The organism is Thalassotalea sp. G20_0 (assembly GCF_017744175.1).
Lineage (GTDB): Bacteria > Pseudomonadota > Gammaproteobacteria > Pseudomonadales > Endozoicomonadaceae > Endozoicomonas.
Genome location: NZ_JAGHQV010000012.1, coordinates 24,542 through 47,523, shown reverse-complemented (window position 1 = coordinate 47,523; position 22,982 = coordinate 24,542). Strand labels below are relative to the sequence as shown.

Below are 22,982 nucleotides of genomic sequence, written 5' to 3'. Positions count from 1 at the left end.
ATCTATAATTTGATCATAATATGCTGAATTTGCCTCACTAACCTGACAACAGAGGCCGTTATGTTAATTGAATTCTCGACTACAAACTTCCGCTCCTACCGTGAAAGGCAAACCCTGAGCATGGTCAGGGGAAAATTAAAAGATGATGATAAGCTGGATACCCACAGCTTTCCGTTCCCAGATAAGGCCGACATGGCCTTGCTCCGCTCTGCAGCTATTTATGGAGCCAATGCCTCCGGCAAGAGCAACCTGATCCGTGCCCTGAGAACCATGAAACGAGTCGTGGTTGGGTCCGCAGGCTGGCAGCGGGGAAAGGAGCTGCCAATGGAGCCTTACTTACTGTCCACGAAGGCAGCTCAGGAGCCATGCGAATTTGAAGTATCCTTTTATGTCAGCGGTGTCCGCTTTCAATATGGCTTCTCTGCGACCAGCGAGCGGGTTATGGAGGAATGGCTTTATGCCTACCCCAGTGGCCGGGCACAAAGCTGGATTGAACGCGCCTGGGACGAAGGCAGCCAATCCTACCAATGGGGCCGCATGGAGGCCTTGAAAGGCCAGAAGAAACTGTGGAAGGACAGCACTCGGGATAATGCTTTATTACTTTCCACTGCCGTACAGCTCAACTGTGAACAGCTTCAGCCGGTGTTTGACTGGTTTGAAAATACGTTGAAGGTTGTTGGCATCAATGGCTTTAATCCGGGCTTTTCTATCAAATCTTGTAAGAAGGGTGAACTGAAGCAAGAAATTATTGGTTTCCTCAAGTCAGCAGATCTGAACATCACGGACATCAAGGTCAAACCCAAAAAAATCAGCGCCAATGACTTACCCGACGACATGCCGGATGATATGAAGCAATCAATTCTTCAGCAATCGGAAGCCAAAGAGTTTGTTGATATCCAAATCATTCACGAAGGTGAAAATGGTGCTTCGGTTGCGCTCCCACTGCAAAATGAATCCGATGGCACCAGAAAGTTATTCGCCTATGCAGGCCCTTGGCTGGATGTACTAAAAGAAGGCAGCGTCCTCTTTATTGACGAGTTGCATGACAACCTCCACCCGCTAATCGTCCGGATGCTGGTCGGCCTGTTCCATAACCGGCAGACCAACCCGAAAAACGCCCAGCTTATGTTTACTACTCACGAAACCTCAATCCTCAGTCAGGAAGTGTTCCGTAGAGATCAGGTTTGGTTCGCGTCTCAAGAGGGAGCACAGGGCACACACTTAACCCCCCTTTCGGACTTCAAGGTACGCAAAGGCGCGGAGGATATTGAGCGTTACTATCTGGATGGCCGATACGGTGCCGTACCCTACCTGCCGCACTTTTATGCTGATGTCTCTGTGGCCATGGGGAATTGATTGTGGCAGACCAATTGTTCAAAAAGCGTAGAGCAAAAAAAGCAGCAGAGCTTTCCCGGCAGCAAGCTCAACGTGAATCTTACGACAAGGTTCTGATTGTCTGTGAAGGTACCAGGACCGAGCCCAACTACCTGAATGAAATCAAGGACGAACTAAAGCTATCAACCGCTAACGTATCCATCGCCCCTTCACCCGGTTCTGACCCGCTCAGCGTTGTTGAGCATGCAGAGGCTCTGGTCAATCAACAGTCCCGCCAGAAGCATCAGGACAACTACGACCGTGTCTTCTGCGTGTTCGATAAAGATGAACATGAGCAGCATGGCAATCGCTACAGCAAAGCCCTGAACAAAATCAGCCAGATCAATATTAAGGGTGTTACATTTTCTGCCATTACCTCTAACCCCTGCTTTGAAGTCTGGCCGGTTCTCCACTTCGAACCGCGAACAGCACCATTCTTGCCCACCAGCAAGAGAACCGCAGCCCAGGAAGTCGCTCATCACCTTAGCCAGTATCTCCCGGGCTATGAAAAAGGCAGGCAGGGCCTCTACAGCCAGATTAAAGGACAAACCAAACAGGCTACCACCTTTGCCAAGCGGCTTGAGCAACAAAACAAGAAAAGTGGCAGCGATAACCCCTCTACGCAGATGCATGTACTGGTCGATTACCTTTACGAACTGAAATGGGGTGAGATTGCCCGATAGCCGAAAGAAAAAAACTCCCGGGTCTTAATCAAGCACTTTCATACATGTCATAAAGGCTCGTTTTATAAACACTACCCGATGCTAATGTACGACTTTACTCTAGTAATAACTGCCATGATCACCTATTAAACAGCCCCTCAGCGTCAGATCACAGCCCGTGTGCTCGCATTGACAGAGCTTGTCTCTGTCGCATATAAACGACGATTACAACCATTAATATTTCCCGGCTTCTGCCAAGTAATCCATCTTTCTCCTGTTGAGATCAACCTCATAACCATTACCTCAAGGAATGCGAGTGACCACGTTACAGACTCTGCTTGACGAATTCACCGAAGCGACCCGCAACAACCGCGATAAAGGCACCCAGTTTGAAAAGCTGATTGCCAACTATCTGATGACTGACCCTCAGTACGCTGACCGGCTTTCGGATGTCTGGTTATGGGGAGAGTGGCCGCATCGCTGGGGAAGTGATGACGGTATTGATCTGGTCGCCCGCGAGCGTGGTACGGGGGAATACTGGGCGATTCAGTGTAAATTTTTCGATCCGGCAAACACGCTTGACAAGGGCGGCATTGACTCATTCCTGGCCGCCTCAGGAAAGCAATTCAGCACCACGGATGGTACATTCAGTTTCACAACACGACTGATCGTATCCACCACCGAGAAGTGGTCATCCAAGGCAAATAAAACCCTCGAAGCACAAACCGTCCCTGTAAGCCGCCTGTTCTTCAAAGACCTGGCCGACAGCCCGATCGACTGGAGTTAGTTCAGCCTCAGCAATATCAAGGACATCAAGCTCAAGAAAAAGCACGAACCCCGTGAGCACCAGCGTGAAGCCATCGATGCAGTGAAAAAAGGCTTTGAACAGCACAGCCGGGGCAAAATGATCATGGCGTGCGGTACCGGTAAAACCTTCACCGCCCTGCGCCTGATGGAAGAAGTTACACCAGAGACAGGCCGTATACTCTTTCTGGCTCCGTCCATCTCGCTGGTATCGCAGTCATTGCGGGAATGGACCGCCCAAGGTGTCAGTCCGATCAATGCCTTCGTCGTCTGTTCTGACTCAAAGGTGGGTAAAGATGAAGAAGACATCAGCCTGCATGACCTGGCCTATCCCGCCACCACCGATGCAAAGAAACTGGCCGCCGCAGCCAAAGTGGTCAGTAAAGACCGGCGCACCATTGTTTTCTCTACCTATCAGTCTATTCAGGTGGTCAGTGACGCCCAAAAACAGGGTCTTGGCGACTTTGACCTGATCATCTGCGATGAGGCGCATCGTACCACCGGCCTTACCTTGCAAGGTCAAGACTACTCCGAGTTCGTCAAAGTTCACCAGAATCATATCGTCAAGGCGGACAAGCGGGTTTATATGACCGCTACGCCTCGAATATACGCCGACAAATCGAAAAACAAAGCCAACGAAGCCGATGCCGTGCTGTTCTCAATGGACGATGAAGACCTCTACGGCCCGGAGCTTTATCGCCTCGGGTTCGGCAAAGCCGTTGAGAAAGACCTGCTGACCGAATACAAGGTGCTGATCGTCGCCGTCGAAGAAGACAAGATGGCGAATCTGGTCAACAACTACAACGCCTTCAAAGTCGCCGACGACAAAGCCATTGATATGAAGTTGGCCACCAAAATCATCGGAAGCTGGAAAGGTCTCTCGAAGCAGGGGCTGGTGATGGTCGACGAAGCAGGCGAGCAGGAAGACCTGACGGAAGACACTGCCCCCATGCGTCGAGCCGTGGCGTTCTCCCGCTCGATCAAAGATTCGAAGCAGACCACCGACATATTCGCAAAGCTGGTCGAGACTTACCAGAACTCCTACCGCAACGTCGATACGTCAATGGTCAATTGCGAACTCGACCATGTGGATGGCAGCATGAACGCCCATATGCGGCAGGAAAAACTCAGCTGGCTAAAAGATGATATATCAGAAGGCGACTGCCGTATTCTTTCCAACGCCCGATGCCTGTCAGAAGGCATCGATGTACCCTCCCTGGACTCGGTAATCTTCTTTGATACCCGCGAATCCATTGTCGATATCGTTCAATCGGTCGGACGTGTCATGCGTAAAGACCCTGCTGGCAAAAAACAGTACGGCTATATCATTCTGCCGGTCTGTATGCCATCTGAGCGGGTTAAGGATTACAACAGCTTCATTGACAGCGACCCGCAGTTCAAGAGCATCTGGAAGGTTATCAAGGCGCTGCGTGCCCATGATGAATCGCTGGTGGACGAAGCTGAGTTTCGTAAGAAAATACAGGTCATTGTTGGTGAGAAAGGTGGCGGCTCTGATGACGACGACGGGAGTGGTGGCACCCTCGACCTGCCGCTGGACATCCCGAACCTGCCCTTCGACGAAGTCAACGAAGCCGTTTATGCCGCCATTCCGAAAAAGCTGGGCGACCGTGAATACTGGAGCGAGTGGGCGAAAGACATCGGCAAAACCGCAGAGCGTTTGATTGCCCGTATCAAGTCGCTGATCAAAACCGATAAGACGCTGGCAAGTGAGTTCGACACCTTCCTGCAAGGTTTGAAAGACACCCTGAACCCTGCTGTTACCGCTGATGAAGCCATTGAGATGCTGGCGCAGCATGTTCTGACCCTGCCGGTCTTTCAGGCGCTATTCACGGGTAATGAGTTCCCCGAACAGAACGTGGTGGCGAAGGCGTTACAGAAAGTGGTGGACAGGCTTGATGAATCCGCCGTTGCCAGTGAAACCGATGACCTGCAAAAGTTCTACGACAATGTTCGTGAACGGATCAGCCTGGCCAAGAGCGACAAGTCCAAGCAGGACATTATTCGCAACCTGTACGACACCTTCTTCCATAATGCGTTTCCGCGCATGGCGGAGCGGCTCGGGATTGTCTACACGCCCATTGAGGTGGTGGACTTTATTCTGAACAGTGTGCAGGCAACACTGAGCAAGCATTTCGGCAACAAGCTGGGTGACAAGGGCATCCATATCGTCGACCCTTTCAGTGGCACTGGCACCTTTATAGTGCGGCTAATTCAGTCCGGGTTGATCAGTAACGATGACCTGCCTCACAAGTTCAGCCAGGAGCTGCACGCTAACGAGATCGTGCTGCTGGCGTATTACATCGCCACAGTCAATATCGAGACCGCCTTCCACGGGCAGACGGGGAGTTACCTGCCGTTTGACGGTATGGTGCTGACCGACACCTTCCAGATGACGGAGGACGATGATCTCGTTGACCAGGTAGTGTTGCCGGAGAACAATGCGCGGGCATCGAATCAGTTAGCTCAGCCGATTACAGTGATTGTGGGAAATCCACCGTACTCGGCACAACAGGGCAGTGAGAACGATAACAATAAGAACATGGCGTATCCGACGCTGGATGATCGTATTCGCAACACGTACGCTGACAGATCGAATGCGAAGCTGGTGAAAAACCTGTATGACTCTTATATTCGGGCAATTCGCTGGGCATCGGATCGTATTGGTGATCGAGGCATAGCCGCTTTTGTCACAAATGGTTCGTTCCTTGATGCGAACAATATGGATGGCCTGCGTAAATGCCTGGTTGATGACTACAGCCACCTTTATATCTTTAACCTGCGTGGTAATCAGCGTACGTCTGGTGAAGAATCCCGCCGAGAAGGTGGCAAAATTTTTGGTTCTGGGTCACGTACTCCTGTCACCATATCCATCATGGTCAAAGATCCTGGGCATGTCGGTGCTTGTGAACTGTTTTACCATGACATCGGTGACTATCTAAGCCGGGAAGAGAAGCTGGCAATAATCGAAGAATTTGCCAGTGTTGATGGTATAGAGTGGCAGAAAATCACGCCGAATGCAGAAGGTGACTGGATTAACCAACGTGACCCTGCGTTTGATAGGTTCATGCCGCTGGGGGATAAGGAAGCAAGCTCAGATGTACTGTTTGATATTTACTCTCTGGGTGTTACGACTAACCGTGATGCGTGGGCATATAACATGAGTCGTGATGGACTTGAGTCAAATATGCGCCGAATGATTGATGCTTTCAACGAGGATAGTTCGTATTATTCTGAATTATGCAAAGGTAAGGCAAAGCAAGACTACCCAAAAATTGAGAGCATTATTGAACTTGACCCTAAACACATAAGTTGGACTCATAATCTGAAGATGGATGCTATTCGCGGTAAGAGCTACGAGTTTGAAAAAGCCTCTGTAGTTCAAAGCATATATCGTCCATACACTAAACAATGGTTGTATTTCAATCGCCGTTTCAATGAGAGGGTCTACCAACAGCCGAAGTTATTCCCAACCCCAGATCATAAAAACATGATTATTTCTGCCTCCGGCATTGGGGCTAACAAACCATTCTCAGCTTTAGCATCAAACCTTATCCCATGCCTCGACTGCATTGAAAAAGGGCAAGCTTTCCCATTGTACTGGTATGAAAAACCCCAGAAGGAAGAACAAGCCAACCCTCAGAGTGATATGCTTTCTGGTGGCCAATCAACTAACGTCGATGAACATGGCTACATTCGCCATGACGCCATCAGCGACTGGGCACTCGATAGCTTCCGTGACCACTATGGCGATGACACCATCACCAAAGAAGATATCTTCTGGTACGTCTACGGTATCCTGCACTCTGCCGAGTACAGGCAACGTTTCGCCGCCGATCTGAAGAAGATGCTGCCACGCATTCCCTTTGCCGGTGATTTCCGGGCATTCAGCGACGCAGGCCGCAAGCTGGGTGAATGGCACCTGAACTATGAAACCGTTGAGCCATTCCCGCTGGACGAACACGGCGGTAAAAACCAGAGTCTGCTGATGATAGAAAACGACGATTACCGGGTATCAAAAATGGTGTTCGGTAAAAAAGGCAAGGACAAAGACAAGTCCGTCATCGTCTACAACAGCAAGGTGATACTCGAAGGCATCCCGCTGGAAGCCTACGAATACGTGGTCAACGGTAAACCGGCGATTGAATGGGTAATGGAGCGGTACCAGGTTACCGTCGATAAGAACAGCCACATCCAGAATGATCCGAACCAGTGGTCTGAAGATCCTCGCTACATCGTCGATCTGGTAAAACGGATTGTCCGTGTCAGCGTTGAGACCGTGAGAATCGTCAAGGCCCTGCCACCACTGAACGAGACCACGGTATAACCTCAGCCACTTTCATCATGTACTCTCAGGTCGGTATAGCCGACCTGATGGGTCAACTCATTGAGTATATGCTGGTACTCCTCTACGGTTGCCGGTGTCAGCTCATCCATCAGTGCCGGGCTGGCTGCACCATGCTGCCCCCGCTGCTGATAACTGGAGATATACCCCCGGTTATCGGTCACGTCATCAGGAAACAGGGCAATCACATCACCCTCCGAGAATTTTCTGAATACCACTTTAGTCATGATTTGAACCGGCATTGTTAATGATCAGGAATCCTGCCAAACAATGTAGACCAGTTTCAGCCATTGGGGGCGTCGCCACGAAGTACAGGTTGACGATGTGGATATCCATCCAGACCCGGACCTTGCCTCGGAGGTGAATCGCTTTCATGCCCTCAGAACAGGCCGTTGGACTTTATGCCGGTGCCAACCGCAGCAAGCTCTACCGGGAAGGTGAAGCCGTCAGTATTCGCCGGGAAACCCTTAAAGAGATGGAAGCAGACCATGAGATCAAGATTATGGTGGCGACCGATGCTGCCTGTGAGGAACTGAACCTGCAGACGCTGGGTACCCTGATCAATATCGACCTGCCCTGGAACCCCACCAAACTGGAACAGCGCATTGGCCGGATCAAACGGTTTGGCCAGGTGCATGACCGGGTGGATATGCTCAACCTGGTCAATGAGCAGTCGGTGGATGAAAGGGTCTATGAGCGCCTGTCAGAGCGGATGCGTAACCGCTTTGACCTGTTCGGCTCACTGCCGGATACCATTAAGAATGAATGGATTGAAGATATCGAATTGCTGGGGGAAAAGATGGACCAGTACATTCAGGACCATCGGCGGGCGACCGGCTTTGATCTGCGCTTCTTGCTGAGACACGGAGAAATTAACAGGGGAGAGAAAAGCCCCAGTCTTATGGCGACTGAGGCGCTGCCACGATCCAGAGCCTTGGGCAAAGGATCAACTGGCTGTTAAGCCTGATTGAGTAGTAGTTCATGGTATCGGCTTTGACAAGCTCCCTCTTTAGCAGCCCGGTTAGCGATTCTAACTACCAGAAATATCCACGGTTTCAAACTGGACGGGGTATAGGTCGAAATGAGCCTTGCCCGTGCGGCAGTGGCAAGAAGTTCAAGAAATGCTGTGATGGATAACGGGCTCCCCTTACACTACCTTGTGAAAGCGGAGTCAACCGGGCTGGCATAAAGCCCGGCACAATGGACTGCCCTGCGCCCCATGACAACACCAACAACCCGATACGAGAGACAATGGTTTACCAACGCCCCTGGAAGTCTTTTCAAACGCAGCTTGATATCCTGCAATCGAGAAACCTTAAGGTGACGGATGAAGCAACAGCCATCAACCATTTGCAGCGTATCGGGTATTACCGCCTCAGTGCCTACCTATACCCGTTCCGCGTGTTCAAACTGGCACAGGACACGGAAACCGGAGCAATCAAGACGGTTCGGGAAGACCGGTTTGTCGATCACACGCATTTTGCTGATGCGGTTAATCTGTACGTGTTTGACAAAAAGCTGAGGCTGTTATTGCTCGATGCCCTGGAACGGATTGAAGTCGCCCTGCGGGTGGATATCGCTTACCTGCTGGGTGAGCGAGACACGTTTGCCTATCGGCATATCGAGAACTTTCATCCCACATTTGCCAAACGAAACAGCCAACATCAGAAATGGCTGCAAAAGTATGAGAGCCTTTTGAAGCGTTCAAAAGAGGACTTTGTTAAACACTACGAGCAGGTTCATGGGGCAGAGCTACCCATCTGGGTCGCCATTGAGGTCTGGGATTTTGGTGCGCTTTCCCAACTGTTTGCCATGATGCGAGTGCCGGACCAGACAGTGATTGCCCAAAAATATGGCGTGGCAAACTTCAACGTCTTTAGAAGCTGGTTGCGCTCCCTTAACTACCTGAGAAACCTGTGTGCCCATCACAGTCGTCTGTGGAACCGAAATATCATTGACCAGCCACAACTGCCTAAAAAAGGTGAAATTGACTGGTGTGATGCCTATATCGGAAAAGCTGACCTGATCTCGAAACCTTTTCTACTGATTCATATTGTGGCGCACCTGATACAGATTGTTTGTCCTTCGACACGCTGGCAAAAAAGGTTGACCGCGTTGCTAAATCAGTTTCCGGAGATTCAATCGGTAAGAAAGGTGACAGTTCAGGACATGGGGTTACCTGAAAACTGGGAAGCGCTACTAGGCAAAAGGGATAATAAAAACGGCGGGAAATAAGAACCCCCGCGTAGGTTGCAAGCAACTAAGAGGCGGGGGCCGTGTTACCCGTAATATTAGCTTAACAATGGGTTAAGTCAACATCCGGTTTTACTGTGGAATGGTTTATTAAGGATTCCAACAGCTTTTTTCTGGTTCGGGATGCGCCATTCTTTTTTTCCGCCCGTGCGCAGCAGGCAGACTGCCATCAAAGGGCCGGTGGAGTCCCATGTCCGGCATCAGAGTCATCGAAGACTCGTGTCTAACAGAGTGTACTTGCTGGACACGTTTTTGGTGGTTGGCAAGTGGTTGATCTGCCGTGTCTAACAAACTCCGTGTTGGTCAATTGGACAATATGTAAATCAGAGTCTAGTTTTTCCTTTACTCAAACAAGATGTAAAAGGAAGCAGTAACGTGAAAGGCCAGAACGTCGGATACATCCGGGTCAGCAGCATTGATCAGAACACCAGCCGCCAGCTTGATGGTATTGAGCTGGACGCCACTTTTGAAGACCACTGTAGCGGCAAAGATACCAACCGGCCTCAATTAAAAGCCTGCTTACGACACTTACGAGCTGGTGACCGGTTGCATGTCCACTCTATAGATCGCCTTGCCCGTAGCCTGAAAGACCTTCAGTCATTGGTAGAAGACCTTACCGAACAGGGCATCAGTATCCAGTTCCATAAAGAAAATCTGGTCTTTACCGGCGACAGTAACCCCATGCATAAACTGATGTTTCAAATGATGGGGGCTTTTGCGGAGTTTGAGCGGAGTATGATCCGGGAACGGCAGCGGGAGGGGATTGCAGCAGCCAGAAAGCAGGGCAAGCAGATCGGGGCAAAACCCAAGCTGACGGCTGAACAGGTAGAGGAACTGGCCAGGCGCGTGGCTGCCGGTGAGCAGAAAAAGGCGCTGGCTCAGGAGTTCTGTATTAGCAGGCAGACACTTTATAACTTGCTCGACCATACTTGAATAAATGGTGAGCAATTATTATGAAATAGTCCGGTCGACAAGGTATATTAATCAAGAAATGTTGGTAGCAGTTTTTAGGCTCATTTCTCTGCCAATAGAGAGTGCTGGATAATAATTATAAGGTGATTCTATGGTTTATCGGGGCATGCTTCTCATTTCAATGCTGCTAACACCCATTGCCTCACAGGCTCAGATATACAAATGCATTAACAATGGTAACACCGTATTTTCGGATCAACCTGAAAAGCAAAGATGCCGATTAGCTGGGGGGCTTTACAGATAAAAAAGCAGAACCCCATGCTCATGTATTCGTTACCAGCCACAACCTCCCATACGTGCAACAGCAGGCCAAGAAGACCGGCGGTGCTTCCTGAGGTATTTCCGGTAAGTCTTTTGATGCATCCCTTTTGGCCTGTCAGGTGGATCGGTAGCCAACTCGGTTGCTGCACTCCCCAGCTTGTCCCTGATTGCACTGCAAGTATGTATGGCACGATCAAAATGCCCCAGCGTCTGAGTGTAATACATCGGCCCATACCAACGCCGATGGGCAAAGCCATTCCTCCCCATCAACAGCTTGCCAGCACGAATTTCCAGCATAGGGCAGTAGATGTAGGGTCTGCGGGTTTTGCCTTTGAGCGTACTGACCCATTCAAAACCGATGACCTGCTCCCTGGTCTCAATTTTTCCGGCATCATTCCAAACCGGATACTCGACATGCAGGCACTGCTCCCAGCCCCAGAATCGGGTCTTGCATCGCATCCTGATGGCAAACGACTTTCCAAACCGGATCACCGTTTTTCTTCCGGGTTCCAGTAATCCATTCCGGTAAAGCCAGCAAATGTCCAGGGTATAGTAATCCTCAACATTTTTTCCGCCGCTGGCCTTTCTGCCGCTGTTGTAACCTCCCATGGTTACCTCCCTGTAGAACCTAAATCCCTATCGAAAAATGCACTTTGCAGTGAAACTGTTACAACATAAAGATCCCACCAAAAGCACTATTTATTGCTCGTCTTATTACTCGTCGTCTCGTCATTTATATATATAAGCGACGAGAGATGACGAACAAGCACTCAGCCCTTATTGACAGGTATCAATGTATCTTCATCAAAACGTATCAGCCCTTTTGAAACCAGTGCTTCAAGCCATTTGGAAAAATTAGAGATGGCCAATCCCTGTGCCTTAAGATCATCCCGAATAACAGCCACTGTCGTGGGCTCCCCTGAAGCAGTTCTTGATCTGACAGCCTGATACAAAGCTTCCTGATTTTTCGACAGGGTCAGGGGCTTATCATCAGCCTCACATCCTTCAGGAGGCTCACGGCCATTCAAACTGGCGACCAGAGTCGTGACTTCATCCTGATCAGAGTCGTACCTCAGAAATCGGGGCGTCATATCAAAGGCTTGGGTTGGCATAGGTTCCGAGTCTTTTGACTTGGTACATTTCAGCAAGTAGTACATGCCCTTATCGGGCCGATCAATGCAGTATTCAAAGTCGCAGGCAGCCCGCAAAGCCGATGATCCTCTTGCATCACGCTCTTTATTCTTGCCAGTGTGGTGGATAACAATGATGGTTGCGCCAGTTTCGGCTTTTATTTTATCGCAGCCTGAGACAAACAAGTTCATATCGGCCGTCTTATTCTCATCAGCGCCGCCAAAACACCTGGCCAGGGTATCAATGAAGACTACGGATATTTTCTTTTCCATCTGGTTATTCAGATCCATGATCGTATTGATCAGTTCATTCACCGTCTTTGGACTGCCAATGAAAACCGGCATTTTGATGGAGTGCAGCAATGCCAGGGACTCACCATTGTTATTCGTCATTTTCCAACCATGGGCCCGCTTGGCGGCACCGAAGCCGCCTTCGGCCGCAATATACAAGACTGGTGACTGCTGGCAGTGAACATGGTTCCATGGCTTGCCACTGGCTATGCAGGCAGCCCAGCTTACCGCATGAAATGACTTAAAGGACTCTGAGGGGCCGTAGATCACGCCAAATGAGTTTTGGGGAATATAACCCTTAATCACCCAATCCTCTTCTTTGTCATAACCAGTTTCCAGTAGCTCGGTTGGAAACTTTCTGGTACTCCCACCATAGAAAGGGCTACCAACACCCTCGGGAGGAACTTCAGAATCGACATCGGTATGATCATCGCTCTGGTAGTTCTGGCTTTCAGCCTGAAGTCTTTCCACATTAGTAAGGTTCGGGGTCATTTGTTCCCGCCTTTCAAGATCGGTTTCGGGTATGGCTTCACTGATGCTTGAGAGTATGTTTTTCAGTGCATCATTACCCTTCTCTTTGGAAGAAGCATCTTCAGAGGTCAAGCTGCTAATGGCGTTATCCTTATCAATCTGAATGACTGCCACTTCAAGACCATGCTCAGCATTTACATTTTTATCAGGCATAGCTGCCCCCTTTCTCTGGACGCTGATACCGAATGGTTTGGGGTTTATTGATCTGCTTAACGTCAACCGACCTGGCTCCGGACTGAAGCAGTACACTGATCAAGATGCCTATATCGGTAAGTGCTGAATCATTAAAATCAATCACCACAACCGGGCAATCATTCACGGGCCAATGATATTTTTTGGCATCAGTGATCAACGGCAAAACAAGATGGTTTTGTTGAGCGAGCTGTTTGGAATTATTAGCTGCCTGCCAGCATTGAGGGCTGCCAACGTACAGCATGACTAATCGTATAGGGCGGGGGATTACTAGCTGCCTGCCGTTTGGGGGTAGTACTTTCATTCGTTAAAAGACTCCATCCAATGGACCTGATCAAGGTGTTTTTTTAGAGGTTCACTTTTTGCGGATTGATCCACCATCCGGATTTGAGCGGTGGATGGTGGGTACCCATTTAGGCCCGTTGTGACTCCCAGGTTTCCAGTTCCGATTGCAGCCAGCGGACGCAGCGTGGTCCAAAGTGATGTGGTTTCGGGAAGCCGGTCTGTTCATCTTTAATCCAGCGGTACAGCGTGGAATTGCCGATCTGATAGCGATTACGCACTTGCTGGTTGGTGAGGTAGACGACGCCCTGTGGCAGTTTTTTTTGCGGCTCAGGCATCGGTAGCGGTGTGCTGGTGTCTCTGCTTTGGCTGACAGCAGGTTTCTGGTCAGCAGCAGTAACCGGGCAGGTTTTGCTTTTTTTGAAAGGGGTTTTGCTGGTGGTCATATCCCTGACTCCCATTAGCAACCTTGGGACTTTCAGGAAATCAAAGGAATAGTAAGGTTTGTAGATACGTCTACTTGACTAAAAGTAGACGTATCTCATTTGCTTAAGCAGGCGTGTACGGCTTCTCAAGCAACCGTATTAAAGGGCATTTTTTTTGCACAAATTGGGCAGTGCTTCCTATGTTCACGAAGCCAATCTTTAAAGGTTCTCTCGATATTTGTTGGGGCTAAATGGATCTTGAGATTTTTTTTGTCACAAAATGCCTTAGCAGGTTTAACGGCTTTTCGTGCAACCTGAGCCAAGTTAGTTGTATTGCTTTTATGGTAGAATTCGATCACAAACTCCTTCAATGGTGCATACTTTCCTGCCTTGGCCTTTCCTCCTTTTCTGGCTATATCTTTTCTTTCTCTGGTTTTCTTTTGCTTTTTTTTCTTGCTGGCTCTGGGTAAAAACAGAATTCAGATTATGGGCCTTTAATAGATACTCTTAGGGTGGACATTAAGCTTACCCCTCCATTTTCAATGGCTTTTGAATGGAACCACGAAGGACACAAAGAGCACGAAGGAAAAGAAAATCTCTTCTTTGTGCTCTTCGTGTCCTTCGTGGTTCCATCTTTAACTTCCCGAAGAGGGGAGTAGACGCTTAATGTCTACCCTAAGAATAGATACTGGGCAGCCATCAAGGCATTTGACATTGCTAATTCCGTGCCTTCGAGTTGCTGCTTATGACTCGCTTGATAAAATGGAATACCTTGATCAGCAGACCACCAGTGATCCAGGCATGGAGTTTTCAAATAAGTGATTACAGTAGCTATTGAATTCAGAGCCAGGCACGCCATTAACTGCTGAGCAGTGTAACCAATAAGGGACTCTGACCTTGTCCAGCCCCAGTAGGGATCTTTATCGTTGGTAGCTATAAATTCACAAAGCTCATACTGGCTGATCATGTCACTTAAAAAAACGTCATTCACTATCTCGGAATCGGGCCAGCGTATGAACTTGTCAACGACCACAAACTCAATAGTTTCGCCATCGCAATTGTACTCATCCATAATTTCACATGGAGTACAGGCGTCAGCAGTACCTATGACCAGGCATCTTACTTCTTCTGCTTCTTTTATCACCAAGCGAATATATCTGTCCGCTTCATCAAATAGCAGCCATGTCACATCATTAATTTTTTTATCCGACCAGCCGGGGATGAGCTTGCGAGCTTCATGAACGATAAAATCTATTTGTTCGCTGTTACTCGTGTAAACCATACCCGTAGCAGGTTGAAAATCATCAAATCCAATCCACTCGTACATATTGGTCCCAAGAAATCCCTGTTTACCAGAACCAGTCCAAACAGCCGGGAAACCTGTCCTTTCGGGCACAACCCTATACTGGCCAAAGAAAAAATCAGCGGTAAACCGCCTTACGGTGACCGACTTTGATCACTTCGATAAGTAACTGTCCGTTGTCAATCTGGTACACCAGACGATAGTTGCCTGTTCTGACCCGCCAGGTATGTTCTGTGCCGGACAGCTTGCGACAGCCATCGGGAAACGGCTCATCCACCAACGACTCCGCCAGTGCCACCAGCTTGCCCACCGTGGTCCTGGGTAGCTTTTCTCCAGCTCCTTCAGGGCGGAACGCTTCCAGCGCAACGTATAACGGCTCATAGCTTGCCGCTGGCCTTCAGGTGCTTAAGCACATCATCGTGGGAAATGGATTCCTCATCCCGGCGCTCGGCAACGGCGGCCAGGTCTTCAAGGTCGTCCAGTAGTTCCTGGTAGTCGTCCACTGGTAAGACAACAGATATCCGGTTGCCCTGATCGTCGGTGATGTACTGGGGGCTGCTGTCTGGTTTCATGGCAGTGTTCCCTTTAGTTGATTATGAAAAACTGAGTTCCTTTTGCTGGCGGTAGGTATCCATATCCACCAGGGCGGTCTCTTCCCCTTTCAGGATTTTATCCAGCAGGGCATCGTATCGGCGGATGCTTTCCCGCGTCTCCAGCAGATGCTCATGCCTATCATAATGCTTTACGTCCAACCCGTTCTGGGCATGAGACTGAAGCAGGTTTCTCTACTTCCGGTTAACCCCGGCATCAATCATCAGGTTTTTAACCATACTGCATATACCGGTCCAGTAAGAGCCTTGTTATAGCAGATAGACCGTGCTTCAGGGATTTCAGGGTAAGCGATCCCAACTCCCACTTATTGGCTCCGCAACGATCCAAGCCCTGAACAAAAGAGCCATGGGTATTATGAACCGGCCATTTTTCTTAAGGTTTGCAAGATGGCCATTGCCCTAACTGCCACGGGTATAGCGTACATCTTTACCATCCCCTGTCGTCCCTTTGGATCTTACCAGGGTAACGCAGTTTCGCTGAAAGTCGTAGCCTTCATATCCGATCAGGGCATTGGATCAGTCATACCTTTCAGCGGTAATCAAAACATTTTGCTTTCATCGTGGTAAAAGTATTTCCTGCAACAAGCTGGAAACAAGAATAGGCAGGTGAGATGAAATTTTCATCGTATACGAAACGGGGACTAGAACGGGGACTAAACCTTCAGATAGCAAAAAGCCCGAAGTGCTTACTAACGCTACGGGCTTTGCTGTGTATGGTGCCGGCACCAAGAGTCGAACTCGGGACCCACTGATTACAAGTCAGTTGCTCTACCAACTGAGCTATACCGGCAAGGAACGAGGTGAATAATATTTATGCCGGATGTGTTTGTCAACTTCCATATGCACTCTGATCTTCATTTTGTCGCCAAGCCCAAAGCCACTATTTTGCTTGGTGTTCGAAGGAGGAGCCCGGGAGCTGTTACCAGCTGTGAACGATGCCGGTTCATGTCTAATCCATCCATTCAGTGGAATTTTCTCAGGCCAGCAGTTTTTTATAGCGTCCAAACTGGAGCAGCGCTGCCACCACCTTATTGTTAAAAGGCTTATTAACATGCATTTGCTGCAACCTGAAGTGATGGGTTGTGATTGAGTCCTTATCCAGGCAGCTGTGGATATAATCGGCGAAAGCTTTATCGGAAGGGTCAAGCGCTTCGAGTAGCGCTTTTTTTTCAATGCTGCCCAGTTTGGCTCCTTTCTGTAACAGGCTCATAATGGTGACTGGTCGTAGTTGCAAAGGTGAGGGTTGAGGATCATTCCAGACAAAGCCCAAAGGTCCACTTTCAAAGTCTTTTGTCTTTATCTTGTCAATATAAGAGAGTGCCTCTGTATAGTCGCCTTTCCTTGCAAGGTCTGACAATTTTTTCAGGACTTCAATCTCCGCTCCTTTCTTTTCTATCTGCAACTTGCAGGAAAAGGCCATGGCCTTTAAAGCCTCCAGCGGTACTCCCATGTCCTGGGCCACCGGCGTATCTCCGTGGGGAAGGAGAGAAAGATGGGGTTGGCCATTTTGCAACAGGGTCGTGGTCAGGTTGGCACCTTCACTTAACACCGGGAACCGGGAGCTTTGCACCAGTTTGTTGAAACCCTGCCTTGGCAAACTGGGCATAAGACACAGAAACAATTGGCCCTTGCCTGCCGCCATCAGAGAGGCCCGGTCTTGCTGGTCCCGAAAGTCAATCAGTGTGAAACCTGTGGTTCTCGCGATTTCGCTTAACACACTCTTGCCATTTTCTTCCCTGTCTTCATCTCTGAAAGCGCTGAGGGTGGTGGTCACCACCACCGGGTGAGCATCCGTTACCTTACCCTGGTTTAGTTTAATAGCGCTGAGCCAATTGGTTAATATCGTTTTTTTCAAGTGGTGCAGTACATTATGATGCAAACCATAAACTACAGCGGTTTGTAGTTTCCCTTTAGCGGATAAATCACAAAGATGGTTAATAGCAGAGACTAATGTTCCTTGATGGCTATCGAAGGCTTCGGTCGATATTTCAGCTTCCTTTGATTGTAGATCACCACTGGGGATAATGGAGTTTACCGGTAGATGCAAAGGGTGGATATTACAGTCGGGCATTGAACTGTTGTCGTTATTGATATAAGTGAAAATGGACATGAAAGAGTTGTAAAGCAGTGACCACAGGAGGTGACCGTTATTGTTATTATTCGTTGTAACTGATGTATCGGTATCCAGATACATCGCTTCATGTTCAGAGTAAAAACGATAGGGTTTTAAACTAATATAGGACTCTTGCACATACCCTAATTGCTGGCACATTGCTTCGGCTTCGAGAAATGAGAGGGTAACGGCAGCATTGATTTTATTCTCACTTCGCAGATTACAGCTGGAAATGATAACCTTGGTGTCGTCTATATAAATTTCTTGAATACCCGGTCTAATCTTTATTCCCGGCAGTAAGTAAGCCAGCTTGGATAACGCTATACGCTGCTTCTTGACATATCTTATCTGCTCTTCACTATTAAATTTTTGTCGTTTAATAAGGTCACTATCATCCGGCGGTGACAGTTGTACATGGATCGTTTTTGCGCCCAAAGCAACAAGGGCCTTAATCAGTTCGACAGATGCCGTGGCATCACCCATGGCCCAGAATCGACCTTGTTCTTCATTTTTATCTTCATACACGGGGCAACGTACATAAACCCCTATTTCCGGCAACGCGCTTATTAAAGCTTTGGCCCGTGACAGATATTGGGTGGATGATGTACTCCCGGACAGGCTGTCATCCAGGTGATCAAATAATGGATGCGAATACTGTCGTGAGGCTTGCTTTTCTACCATGGTATTTTTATTGGCAATCTTATTTTTTTCCCGCTGCCAGGTTTGCTGGAATAGTGTTTTATCAAAATTCTTTACCGGACGAAAAGGTTGCTTCACTTTCTCACGGGCATCTCTGATCAGTTTTGCACAGACACCCTTCTCTTTAGTGCTAAATTCAGCAGCATATTCCATTTTCGTCAGTCGTTTGATAAAGAACGGCTGCTCAAGAAGGTATTGTAAAATTTCATCATAACCATGTTTTACAGCTAACTGGGTTAGAGAACTTAAGCCTTTTAAATCAGGATCTTTAGGGGTGAAAGAGTCTGGATAGTTTTGTACAAGCCATTTGACACAATCCAACCGGCCACACTCAACAGCATAGCGAAGAACGCAGTATGTTTGATAAAAAACACCAGCAGTATGTAAATAGCGGAGAATGACTGCCACGCACTCTATGCGCCCATTTTTTATCGCGCCCCAAATAGGGGAATCAGCCTTGGTCAACAAATACTTGCCAATTCCATAATCAAGCATGGTCTTTAAACCGGCTTTATTTCCGTATTTCGCCGCCAGGTGTACCGGTGTTAGTCCTGATTTGTCAGGAAACAGCAGTTCATTTTCCAGTAATAAGAAGCTGGGGCAGTTATTCAGTAAAAAGTTCAAACAATTGTTTTGTTTTGTTCTGGCTGCAATATGCAGAGGTCGTTCACCGTTATTATTGGTTACCTGCAACAGGTACTGAGCCCGATCAACCAACAGTCGGCATAGGTTTTCATGCCCGTGCAACACGGCCAGATGCAGGACTGAGTTACCCTCTGCATCTTCAATGGCTAAGGAAAAGGGGTTATTGGTAATGCATTCTTTTACTTTTTCTGTATCCCCCTGTTTTATCAGGTTTATCAGGGCTGTGGATGAATTATACAGATGGGTGTGCTGACACGATGAAGTCTCCTTCGAAAGAAATGGCAGGTCTAGTATATCCATCACCATTTGAGGTGTCGGCAGTTGATCAGATGGTTCCAACAATGCTTCCTCATCACAGGATTTGGCAGAAGGGTGACCAAGAATGGGGCGAACCTGGTTTAGTTTTACCATCCTTTTGGTGTGTAAACTTTCTGGTGGTGTTGTGCTTTCTGCAGGCTGTAATGACAAGCTCTGGACAAAGGGTATTCTAATTTCTACGCCTGTTGGGGGATTATCCTTTTCAACTTGAACTCTGGTAGTTTTATCAATTCCCCCCGGGGGATTAGGTAATATCGGTGTTATTCCCCCTGCTGGCTGCATTGCTCTGACTCTCCTCTTATGGTAGACATTAAGTTCAAGAAAGGTTCATTTCCAGCAGCAGAACTCACCTTGAACAGCCACAATAAAGCTTCCAAATCATTATCAAGGCTGAACAAGATGAGTACTGCAAATAGTAGATTAGTTGAAAAAAACTGTTGACCTGTTTTGTTTCGATCGGTCAGAACTCCTGAGCATGGCGGGACAGCCTGGTTTTACTATACGACAGCGAGATATCCGTCCTTTGGATTTTATCCTCTCACTGATCGATGCCCTCGCTGGTGATGGAAACTGCGATACCCAGGCGGATCTACACCGTAAATTTAACGAGTTGACGGGGCTGAATGTCTACCTTAAGAAGGCCTATTAACCACTTGGAAAGTTCGCATTTAAAAAAAAGAGCACCCATCTATCTTACGGCAATTTTCAGGGCAAGAAACCGGGAGGCTGACCCGTTTTATCATTTCAGCAGACGCTATTGCTCAAGCTGATAATACCGTTTGGGTTTTGGCATGCCATTTTTCATGGTCGGTCCGCTTAATGACTTCAGAAACTCCACCACGGCATAAATCTCGTCATTGTCCAGAATGGCGCTAAACCAGTCATGCCCCTGATTGGATCGACCCATTCCGGATGTGTTGTACCATCTTCTGAATTCCCTGGCTTCCTCACTCCGGGGGTTGTCTTTGGCAGCGGCTTTCCAACGGGCATAGTTTTCCGGGGAGATATCTTTTTCCTGGTAAAGCAGGCCTACTTTTTCCAGATCGTAGGCAAAGGGGTCTGTATTGGTACGACTCCAGATGGCAGGTCGCTCATCGGCTTTCAGGACATGGTACAGTGTGGGCACAGAGCCATTGTGAAAATAGGGTGCTGAAGCCCATACACCATCCAATGGCGGTGCTATGTAGCCTGCTTTTTCAGGCAAGAAGGCCTCAGGCATCAGTTCCGGGTCATCAAAGAACTGGGCTAACAAGCCACCCTTTTTGTTCAGGGGGGTGAAGGATAGCAGCAACCTGGCGTATTCAGGGTCAGTTCCGACATTTTTCAATCTACGGTCCGGATCCAAATCATCGTAGTAAACGGTGTAACCCCCGGGTGTATCAAAATCGGTTTCTTTCTGGTAACGGCCGTGGCAGGAAAAGCAATCCAGCCTGTGACCGGATCTGGACGTTGTTTCACTGTGAAATAACTGTTTACCCAATTTGACTTTTTCTGCATCAAGCTTGCCGGGATAGGCCGGGGATGTTGTGTTGTCCGCATAGACCAGAATCTCGGAAATATCGGCAACATAAGGTAAGGTGCCTTTCCAGTAATTTGGCAAAACTGATCAGGAAAGTCAGCTCAGCAGCATAGCCTGGTTGGTCGATATGGGCATTGGGTTGACCGGCACTGACAATACCGGCACTCACGCCACTGTGGCAGAAAAAACAGTTACTGTTTTTATAAAACCCCTCATTTCTTTTGATAATACTGGTGGTTAAGTCGGGTTTTGCCAATGGCTGGCCTTCATCATTGTACACCGGCGGGCGGTTTGCCGGGGATGGGAGCCTGCCGTAGAGTTGGAATCGTTTCACATCGGAGTTAAACAGGCGAAAAGGTTTTCGCTGTTGCCACGTTGCAGAGAAAATAGAATCCGATATCCCGGCGGATAAAGATGTGATTTTGTCGTTTAACTGTTTAGCCGACTCAATAGCTGATACAGATTCCAAAGGAAAGGCCAGGCGAAAACCTTTACCAGTAAAAATATTTTCCAGGCCTTTTTGCCGCATGGCCATCCGCACAGGATCATCATCGACAATATCAAAGCCATGATATTCCAGCCCGATATAATTTCCCTCAGCGGTGACACCTTGATAGGGTGGAGGTGCAGCATGTGAGAACACAGACCAAATTATGCCAGACAGTAATATGGAAAGTATTGATACCCTCAATAGTTTAAGAAATTCTCGTTCCGTCAAGCAGGGCCTTGCGAACCATCAAAGCATTGAAGGCCGTTAGTATTGCTAACCACTTTGTTATTTGTAACCTTACATTTACTCGTTATGGTTTAGTAGCAGGCAGACTATTCAAAAAAAAGGACATAAGGCTAATCCAGATTGTGATGGAATCAGCCAAGGAGTGTTCAAATCTATTTGATGGATCCAAAGTTGAAACAGCCATGATTGAAAATACCGTTCTTTCAAAGCGCATAAACATGGCCACATGGCTTGATGCATTTTTAGTCCATCAACAAGGAGGTGGAAGTGAACATTGCTCAACACTTTTTTATACCAAATACTGATAACTACCCCGACCTTAAAGATACTGCTAATCAGGAAATCCTTACATTTATCGACAAACATGTTCAGGCAGTCGATTCCGTCAAGATCATAACGCCTGATGACCCGTGTGAAATCTTCCCTGTATTGAAGATAATGGCTCGTCAGGCACAGCACACCCTATGTAATCAGTTGCTGCGTGAGGATGGCCTGGTACAAGACAACCCTTATCTGAAATTCAGATCCTTTCCTAACAGGCTTTATACATTCGATGAATCCATTCAGGGATCATTTGAAAATAACAAAGGGCAGAGTCACCCGCGAAAGCCCTGTGCATTATGCAATAACGATTCCAGGCTACTGAAAATCCGCACCGAGGGCATGACCATCATTTCCAATTTCCGGCCTTACAGTTCCGAATGCTGGTTGATAAAACCCACAGAACATCTTGATCAAAGTAACATGTTTGTTAAAAGTTCAGAGCTCTTTGATTTGGCAAAAGCCATGGGACCGGCCTATACATTTGCCCATAGTGGCTACAGGGGAAACTCACAGCCGCATCTTCATATCCATGCAATGAAGGAGAATTTGCCCCTGCGCAAAGCGTTGGATAACGGACAACTCTTTTTGGAGGCTGACCTGCCGGTAATACAGCATGGGAAAACCACGATTCGTTGGATGACCGGTGATCAAGCCCATAACACGGCACATTTTTCAGGAATACATATCGCGGGGGAGAATCCTGCTGAATTTGAGCAAGTCTTTAATAATACTCTGAAATACTTAAGCAAAAGCGATGTCTGCGGTGCTGGCGGCTACAACGTGGTCTATTGGGTAGACGATAATAACTCCTTGCACTCTTTCATTTTTCCCAGAAATCAAAATGCCAATGTTAATCCTCAATATGTGCCTGAAAAGCAGAGATATGGCTGTCTTGAAATGAGTGGATTGTTAATCATGGCTCCGGTGAATGACAAAAAAGTGGGTGAACCGGCCGCAGAGGAACTTGCCTCAATGCGAGATAAGCCCTACGGGGATTTTGTCGCCAGGGCCAGAAATGAGCTTACCCGACTTACCCCGGAGCAATGGCAAGCACTGGCCATGCGTTCTGGAACAGTAGTAAATTAACTTCCCGGCTTAGAACTTGATCTACCCTGAAGCGGAGTCGAAGAATACCAGGCACAAACAAAAACAGATCCATCCCGGATCTGTTTTT

General features: G+C 48.1%; 23 protein-coding genes and 1 tRNA gene. 11 read left to right on the top strand and 13 right to left on the bottom strand.

The window, feature by feature from the left end:
* Window positions 1-60 precede the first annotated feature (60 nt).
* The 4 genes from J7438_RS09490 to J7438_RS09475 all read left to right on the top strand — a co-directional run bounded on the left by J7438_RS09490 (window position 61) and on the right by J7438_RS09475 (window position 7,185).
* Complete coding sequence (locus J7438_RS09490) at window positions 61-1,356, top strand: AAA family ATPase (protein WP_209276349.1); 1,296 nt, start codon at window positions 61-63, stop codon at window positions 1,354-1,356.
* A 2-nt stretch (window positions 1,357-1,358) separates the two neighbouring features.
* A complete protein-coding gene (locus tag J7438_RS09485) occupies window positions 1,359-2,057 on the top strand; it encodes an RloB family protein (RefSeq protein ID WP_209276348.1) in 699 nt (232 codons plus the stop codon).
* Between the two features lie 295 nt (window positions 2,058-2,352).
* Complete coding sequence (locus tag J7438_RS09480; protein WP_209276347.1) at window positions 2,353-2,823, top strand: restriction endonuclease; 471 nt, start codon at window positions 2,353-2,355, stop codon at window positions 2,821-2,823.
* Between the two features lie 15 nt (window positions 2,824-2,838).
* Entirely contained in the window at window positions 2,839-7,185 is a 4,347-nt protein-coding gene (locus J7438_RS09475; protein WP_353620116.1) for a type ISP restriction/modification enzyme, read from the top strand.
* Window positions 7,186-7,187: 2 nt separating this feature from the next.
* On the opposite strand, the gene J7438_RS09470 is transcribed toward J7438_RS09475, so the two are convergent.
* Window positions 7,188-7,430 carry a hypothetical protein gene (locus J7438_RS09470; protein WP_209276345.1) on the bottom strand — a complete coding sequence of 81 codons (243 nt, stop codon included), beginning with the start codon at window positions 7,428-7,430 and terminating at the stop codon, window positions 7,188-7,190.
* 146 nt (window positions 7,431-7,576) lie between these two features.
* Here J7438_RS09470 and J7438_RS09465 point away from each other — a divergent pair, with 146 nt between their 5' ends.
* The 5 genes from J7438_RS09465 to J7438_RS28235 all read left to right on the top strand — a co-directional run bounded on the left by J7438_RS09465 (window position 7,577) and on the right by J7438_RS28235 (window position 10,672).
* Window positions 7,577-8,164 carry a helicase-related protein gene (locus J7438_RS09465; RefSeq protein ID WP_209276344.1) on the top strand — a complete coding sequence of 196 codons (588 nt, stop codon included), beginning with the start codon at window positions 7,577-7,579 and terminating at the stop codon, window positions 8,162-8,164.
* A 20-nt stretch (window positions 8,165-8,184) separates the two neighbouring features.
* On the top strand, window positions 8,185-8,340 hold the full coding sequence (locus tag J7438_RS28240) for an SEC-C metal-binding domain-containing protein (protein ID WP_353620113.1): 156 nt from the start codon (window positions 8,185-8,187) through the stop codon (window positions 8,338-8,340).
* A gap of 63 nt (window positions 8,341-8,403) precedes the next feature.
* On the top strand, window positions 8,404-9,438 hold the full coding sequence (locus tag J7438_RS09455; protein ID WP_286196496.1) for an Abi family protein: 1,035 nt from the start codon (window positions 8,404-8,406) through the stop codon (window positions 9,436-9,438).
* A gap of 393 nt (window positions 9,439-9,831) precedes the next feature.
* The gene (locus J7438_RS09450; RefSeq protein ID WP_209276342.1) at window positions 9,832-10,389 is read left to right on the top strand and encodes a recombinase family protein; all 558 of its coding nucleotides are present in this window, start codon (window positions 9,832-9,834) and stop codon (window positions 10,387-10,389) included.
* Window positions 10,390-10,519: 130 nt separating this feature from the next.
* Window positions 10,520-10,672 (top strand): DUF4124 domain-containing protein, encoded by a 153-nt coding sequence (locus J7438_RS28235; protein ID WP_353620112.1) that lies wholly within the window; start codon window positions 10,520-10,522, stop codon window positions 10,670-10,672.
* Between the two features lie 29 nt (window positions 10,673-10,701).
* Here the strand turns inward: J7438_RS28235 and J7438_RS09440 are convergent, their stop codons facing one another.
* The 10 genes from J7438_RS09440 to J7438_RS09395 form a co-directional block, all read right to left on the bottom strand.
* Window positions 10,702-11,298: a hypothetical protein gene (locus J7438_RS09440; RefSeq protein ID WP_209276340.1), complete on the bottom strand. Its 597-nt coding sequence runs from the start codon at window positions 11,296-11,298 to the stop codon at window positions 10,702-10,704.
* Between the two features lie 161 nt (window positions 11,299-11,459).
* Window positions 11,460-12,794: a helicase RepA family protein gene (locus J7438_RS09435; RefSeq protein ID WP_209276339.1), complete on the bottom strand. Its 1,335-nt coding sequence runs from the start codon at window positions 12,792-12,794 to the stop codon at window positions 11,460-11,462.
* Entirely contained in the window at window positions 12,787-13,137 is a 351-nt protein-coding gene (locus J7438_RS09430) for a hypothetical protein (protein WP_209276338.1), read from the bottom strand. The genes J7438_RS09435 and J7438_RS09430 overlap by 8 nt, the downstream gene beginning before the upstream one ends.
* A gap of 109 nt (window positions 13,138-13,246) precedes the next feature.
* On the bottom strand, window positions 13,247-13,561 hold the full coding sequence (locus J7438_RS09425; protein WP_286196495.1) for a helix-turn-helix transcriptional regulator: 315 nt from the start codon (window positions 13,559-13,561) through the stop codon (window positions 13,247-13,249).
* 649 nt (window positions 13,562-14,210) lie between these two features.
* Window positions 14,211-14,936 carry a hypothetical protein gene (locus tag J7438_RS09420; protein ID WP_209276337.1) on the bottom strand — a complete coding sequence of 242 codons (726 nt, stop codon included), beginning with the start codon at window positions 14,934-14,936 and terminating at the stop codon, window positions 14,211-14,213.
* A gap of 25 nt (window positions 14,937-14,961) precedes the next feature.
* On the bottom strand, window positions 14,962-15,153 hold the full coding sequence (locus J7438_RS09415) for a type II toxin-antitoxin system RelE family toxin (protein WP_209276336.1): 192 nt from the start codon (window positions 15,151-15,153) through the stop codon (window positions 14,962-14,964).
* A gap of 67 nt (window positions 15,154-15,220) precedes the next feature.
* Window positions 15,221-15,415 (bottom strand): RelB antitoxin-like protein, encoded by a 195-nt coding sequence (locus J7438_RS09410; RefSeq protein ID WP_209276335.1) that lies wholly within the window; start codon window positions 15,413-15,415, stop codon window positions 15,221-15,223.
* 21 nt (window positions 15,416-15,436) lie between these two features.
* On the bottom strand, window positions 15,437-15,595 hold the full coding sequence (locus tag J7438_RS09405; protein WP_209276334.1) for a hypothetical protein: 159 nt from the start codon (window positions 15,593-15,595) through the stop codon (window positions 15,437-15,439).
* A 573-nt stretch (window positions 15,596-16,168) separates the two neighbouring features.
* Window positions 16,169-16,244: transfer RNA gene (locus J7438_RS09400), tRNA-Thr, on the bottom strand.
* 186 nt (window positions 16,245-16,430) lie between these two features.
* On the bottom strand, window positions 16,431-19,322 hold the full coding sequence (locus J7438_RS09395) for an ankyrin repeat domain-containing protein (protein WP_209276333.1): 2,892 nt from the start codon (window positions 19,320-19,322) through the stop codon (window positions 16,431-16,433).
* A 382-nt stretch (window positions 19,323-19,704) separates the two neighbouring features.
* Between J7438_RS09395 and J7438_RS09390 the strand changes: the two genes are divergently transcribed.
* Entirely contained in the window at window positions 19,705-19,878 is a 174-nt protein-coding gene (locus tag J7438_RS09390) for a hypothetical protein (RefSeq protein ID WP_209276332.1), read from the top strand.
* 105 nt (window positions 19,879-19,983) lie between these two features.
* Here J7438_RS09390 and J7438_RS09385 read toward each other — a convergent pair whose 3' ends face one another.
* Entirely contained in the window at window positions 19,984-20,829 is an 846-nt protein-coding gene (locus tag J7438_RS09385) for a c-type cytochrome (protein ID WP_209276331.1), read from the bottom strand.
* Entirely contained in the window at window positions 20,726-21,391 is a 666-nt protein-coding gene (locus J7438_RS09380; protein WP_209276330.1) for a hypothetical protein, read from the bottom strand. Before J7438_RS09380 ends, J7438_RS09385 begins: the two co-directional genes overlap by 104 nt.
* 354 nt (window positions 21,392-21,745) lie before the next feature.
* On the opposite strand from J7438_RS09380, the gene J7438_RS09375 reads away from it, so the two are divergent.
* Window positions 21,746-22,894 (top strand): hypothetical protein, encoded by a 1,149-nt coding sequence (locus J7438_RS09375; RefSeq protein WP_209276329.1) that lies wholly within the window; start codon window positions 21,746-21,748, stop codon window positions 22,892-22,894.
* The last annotated feature ends 88 nt before the right edge of the window (window positions 22,895-22,982 follow it).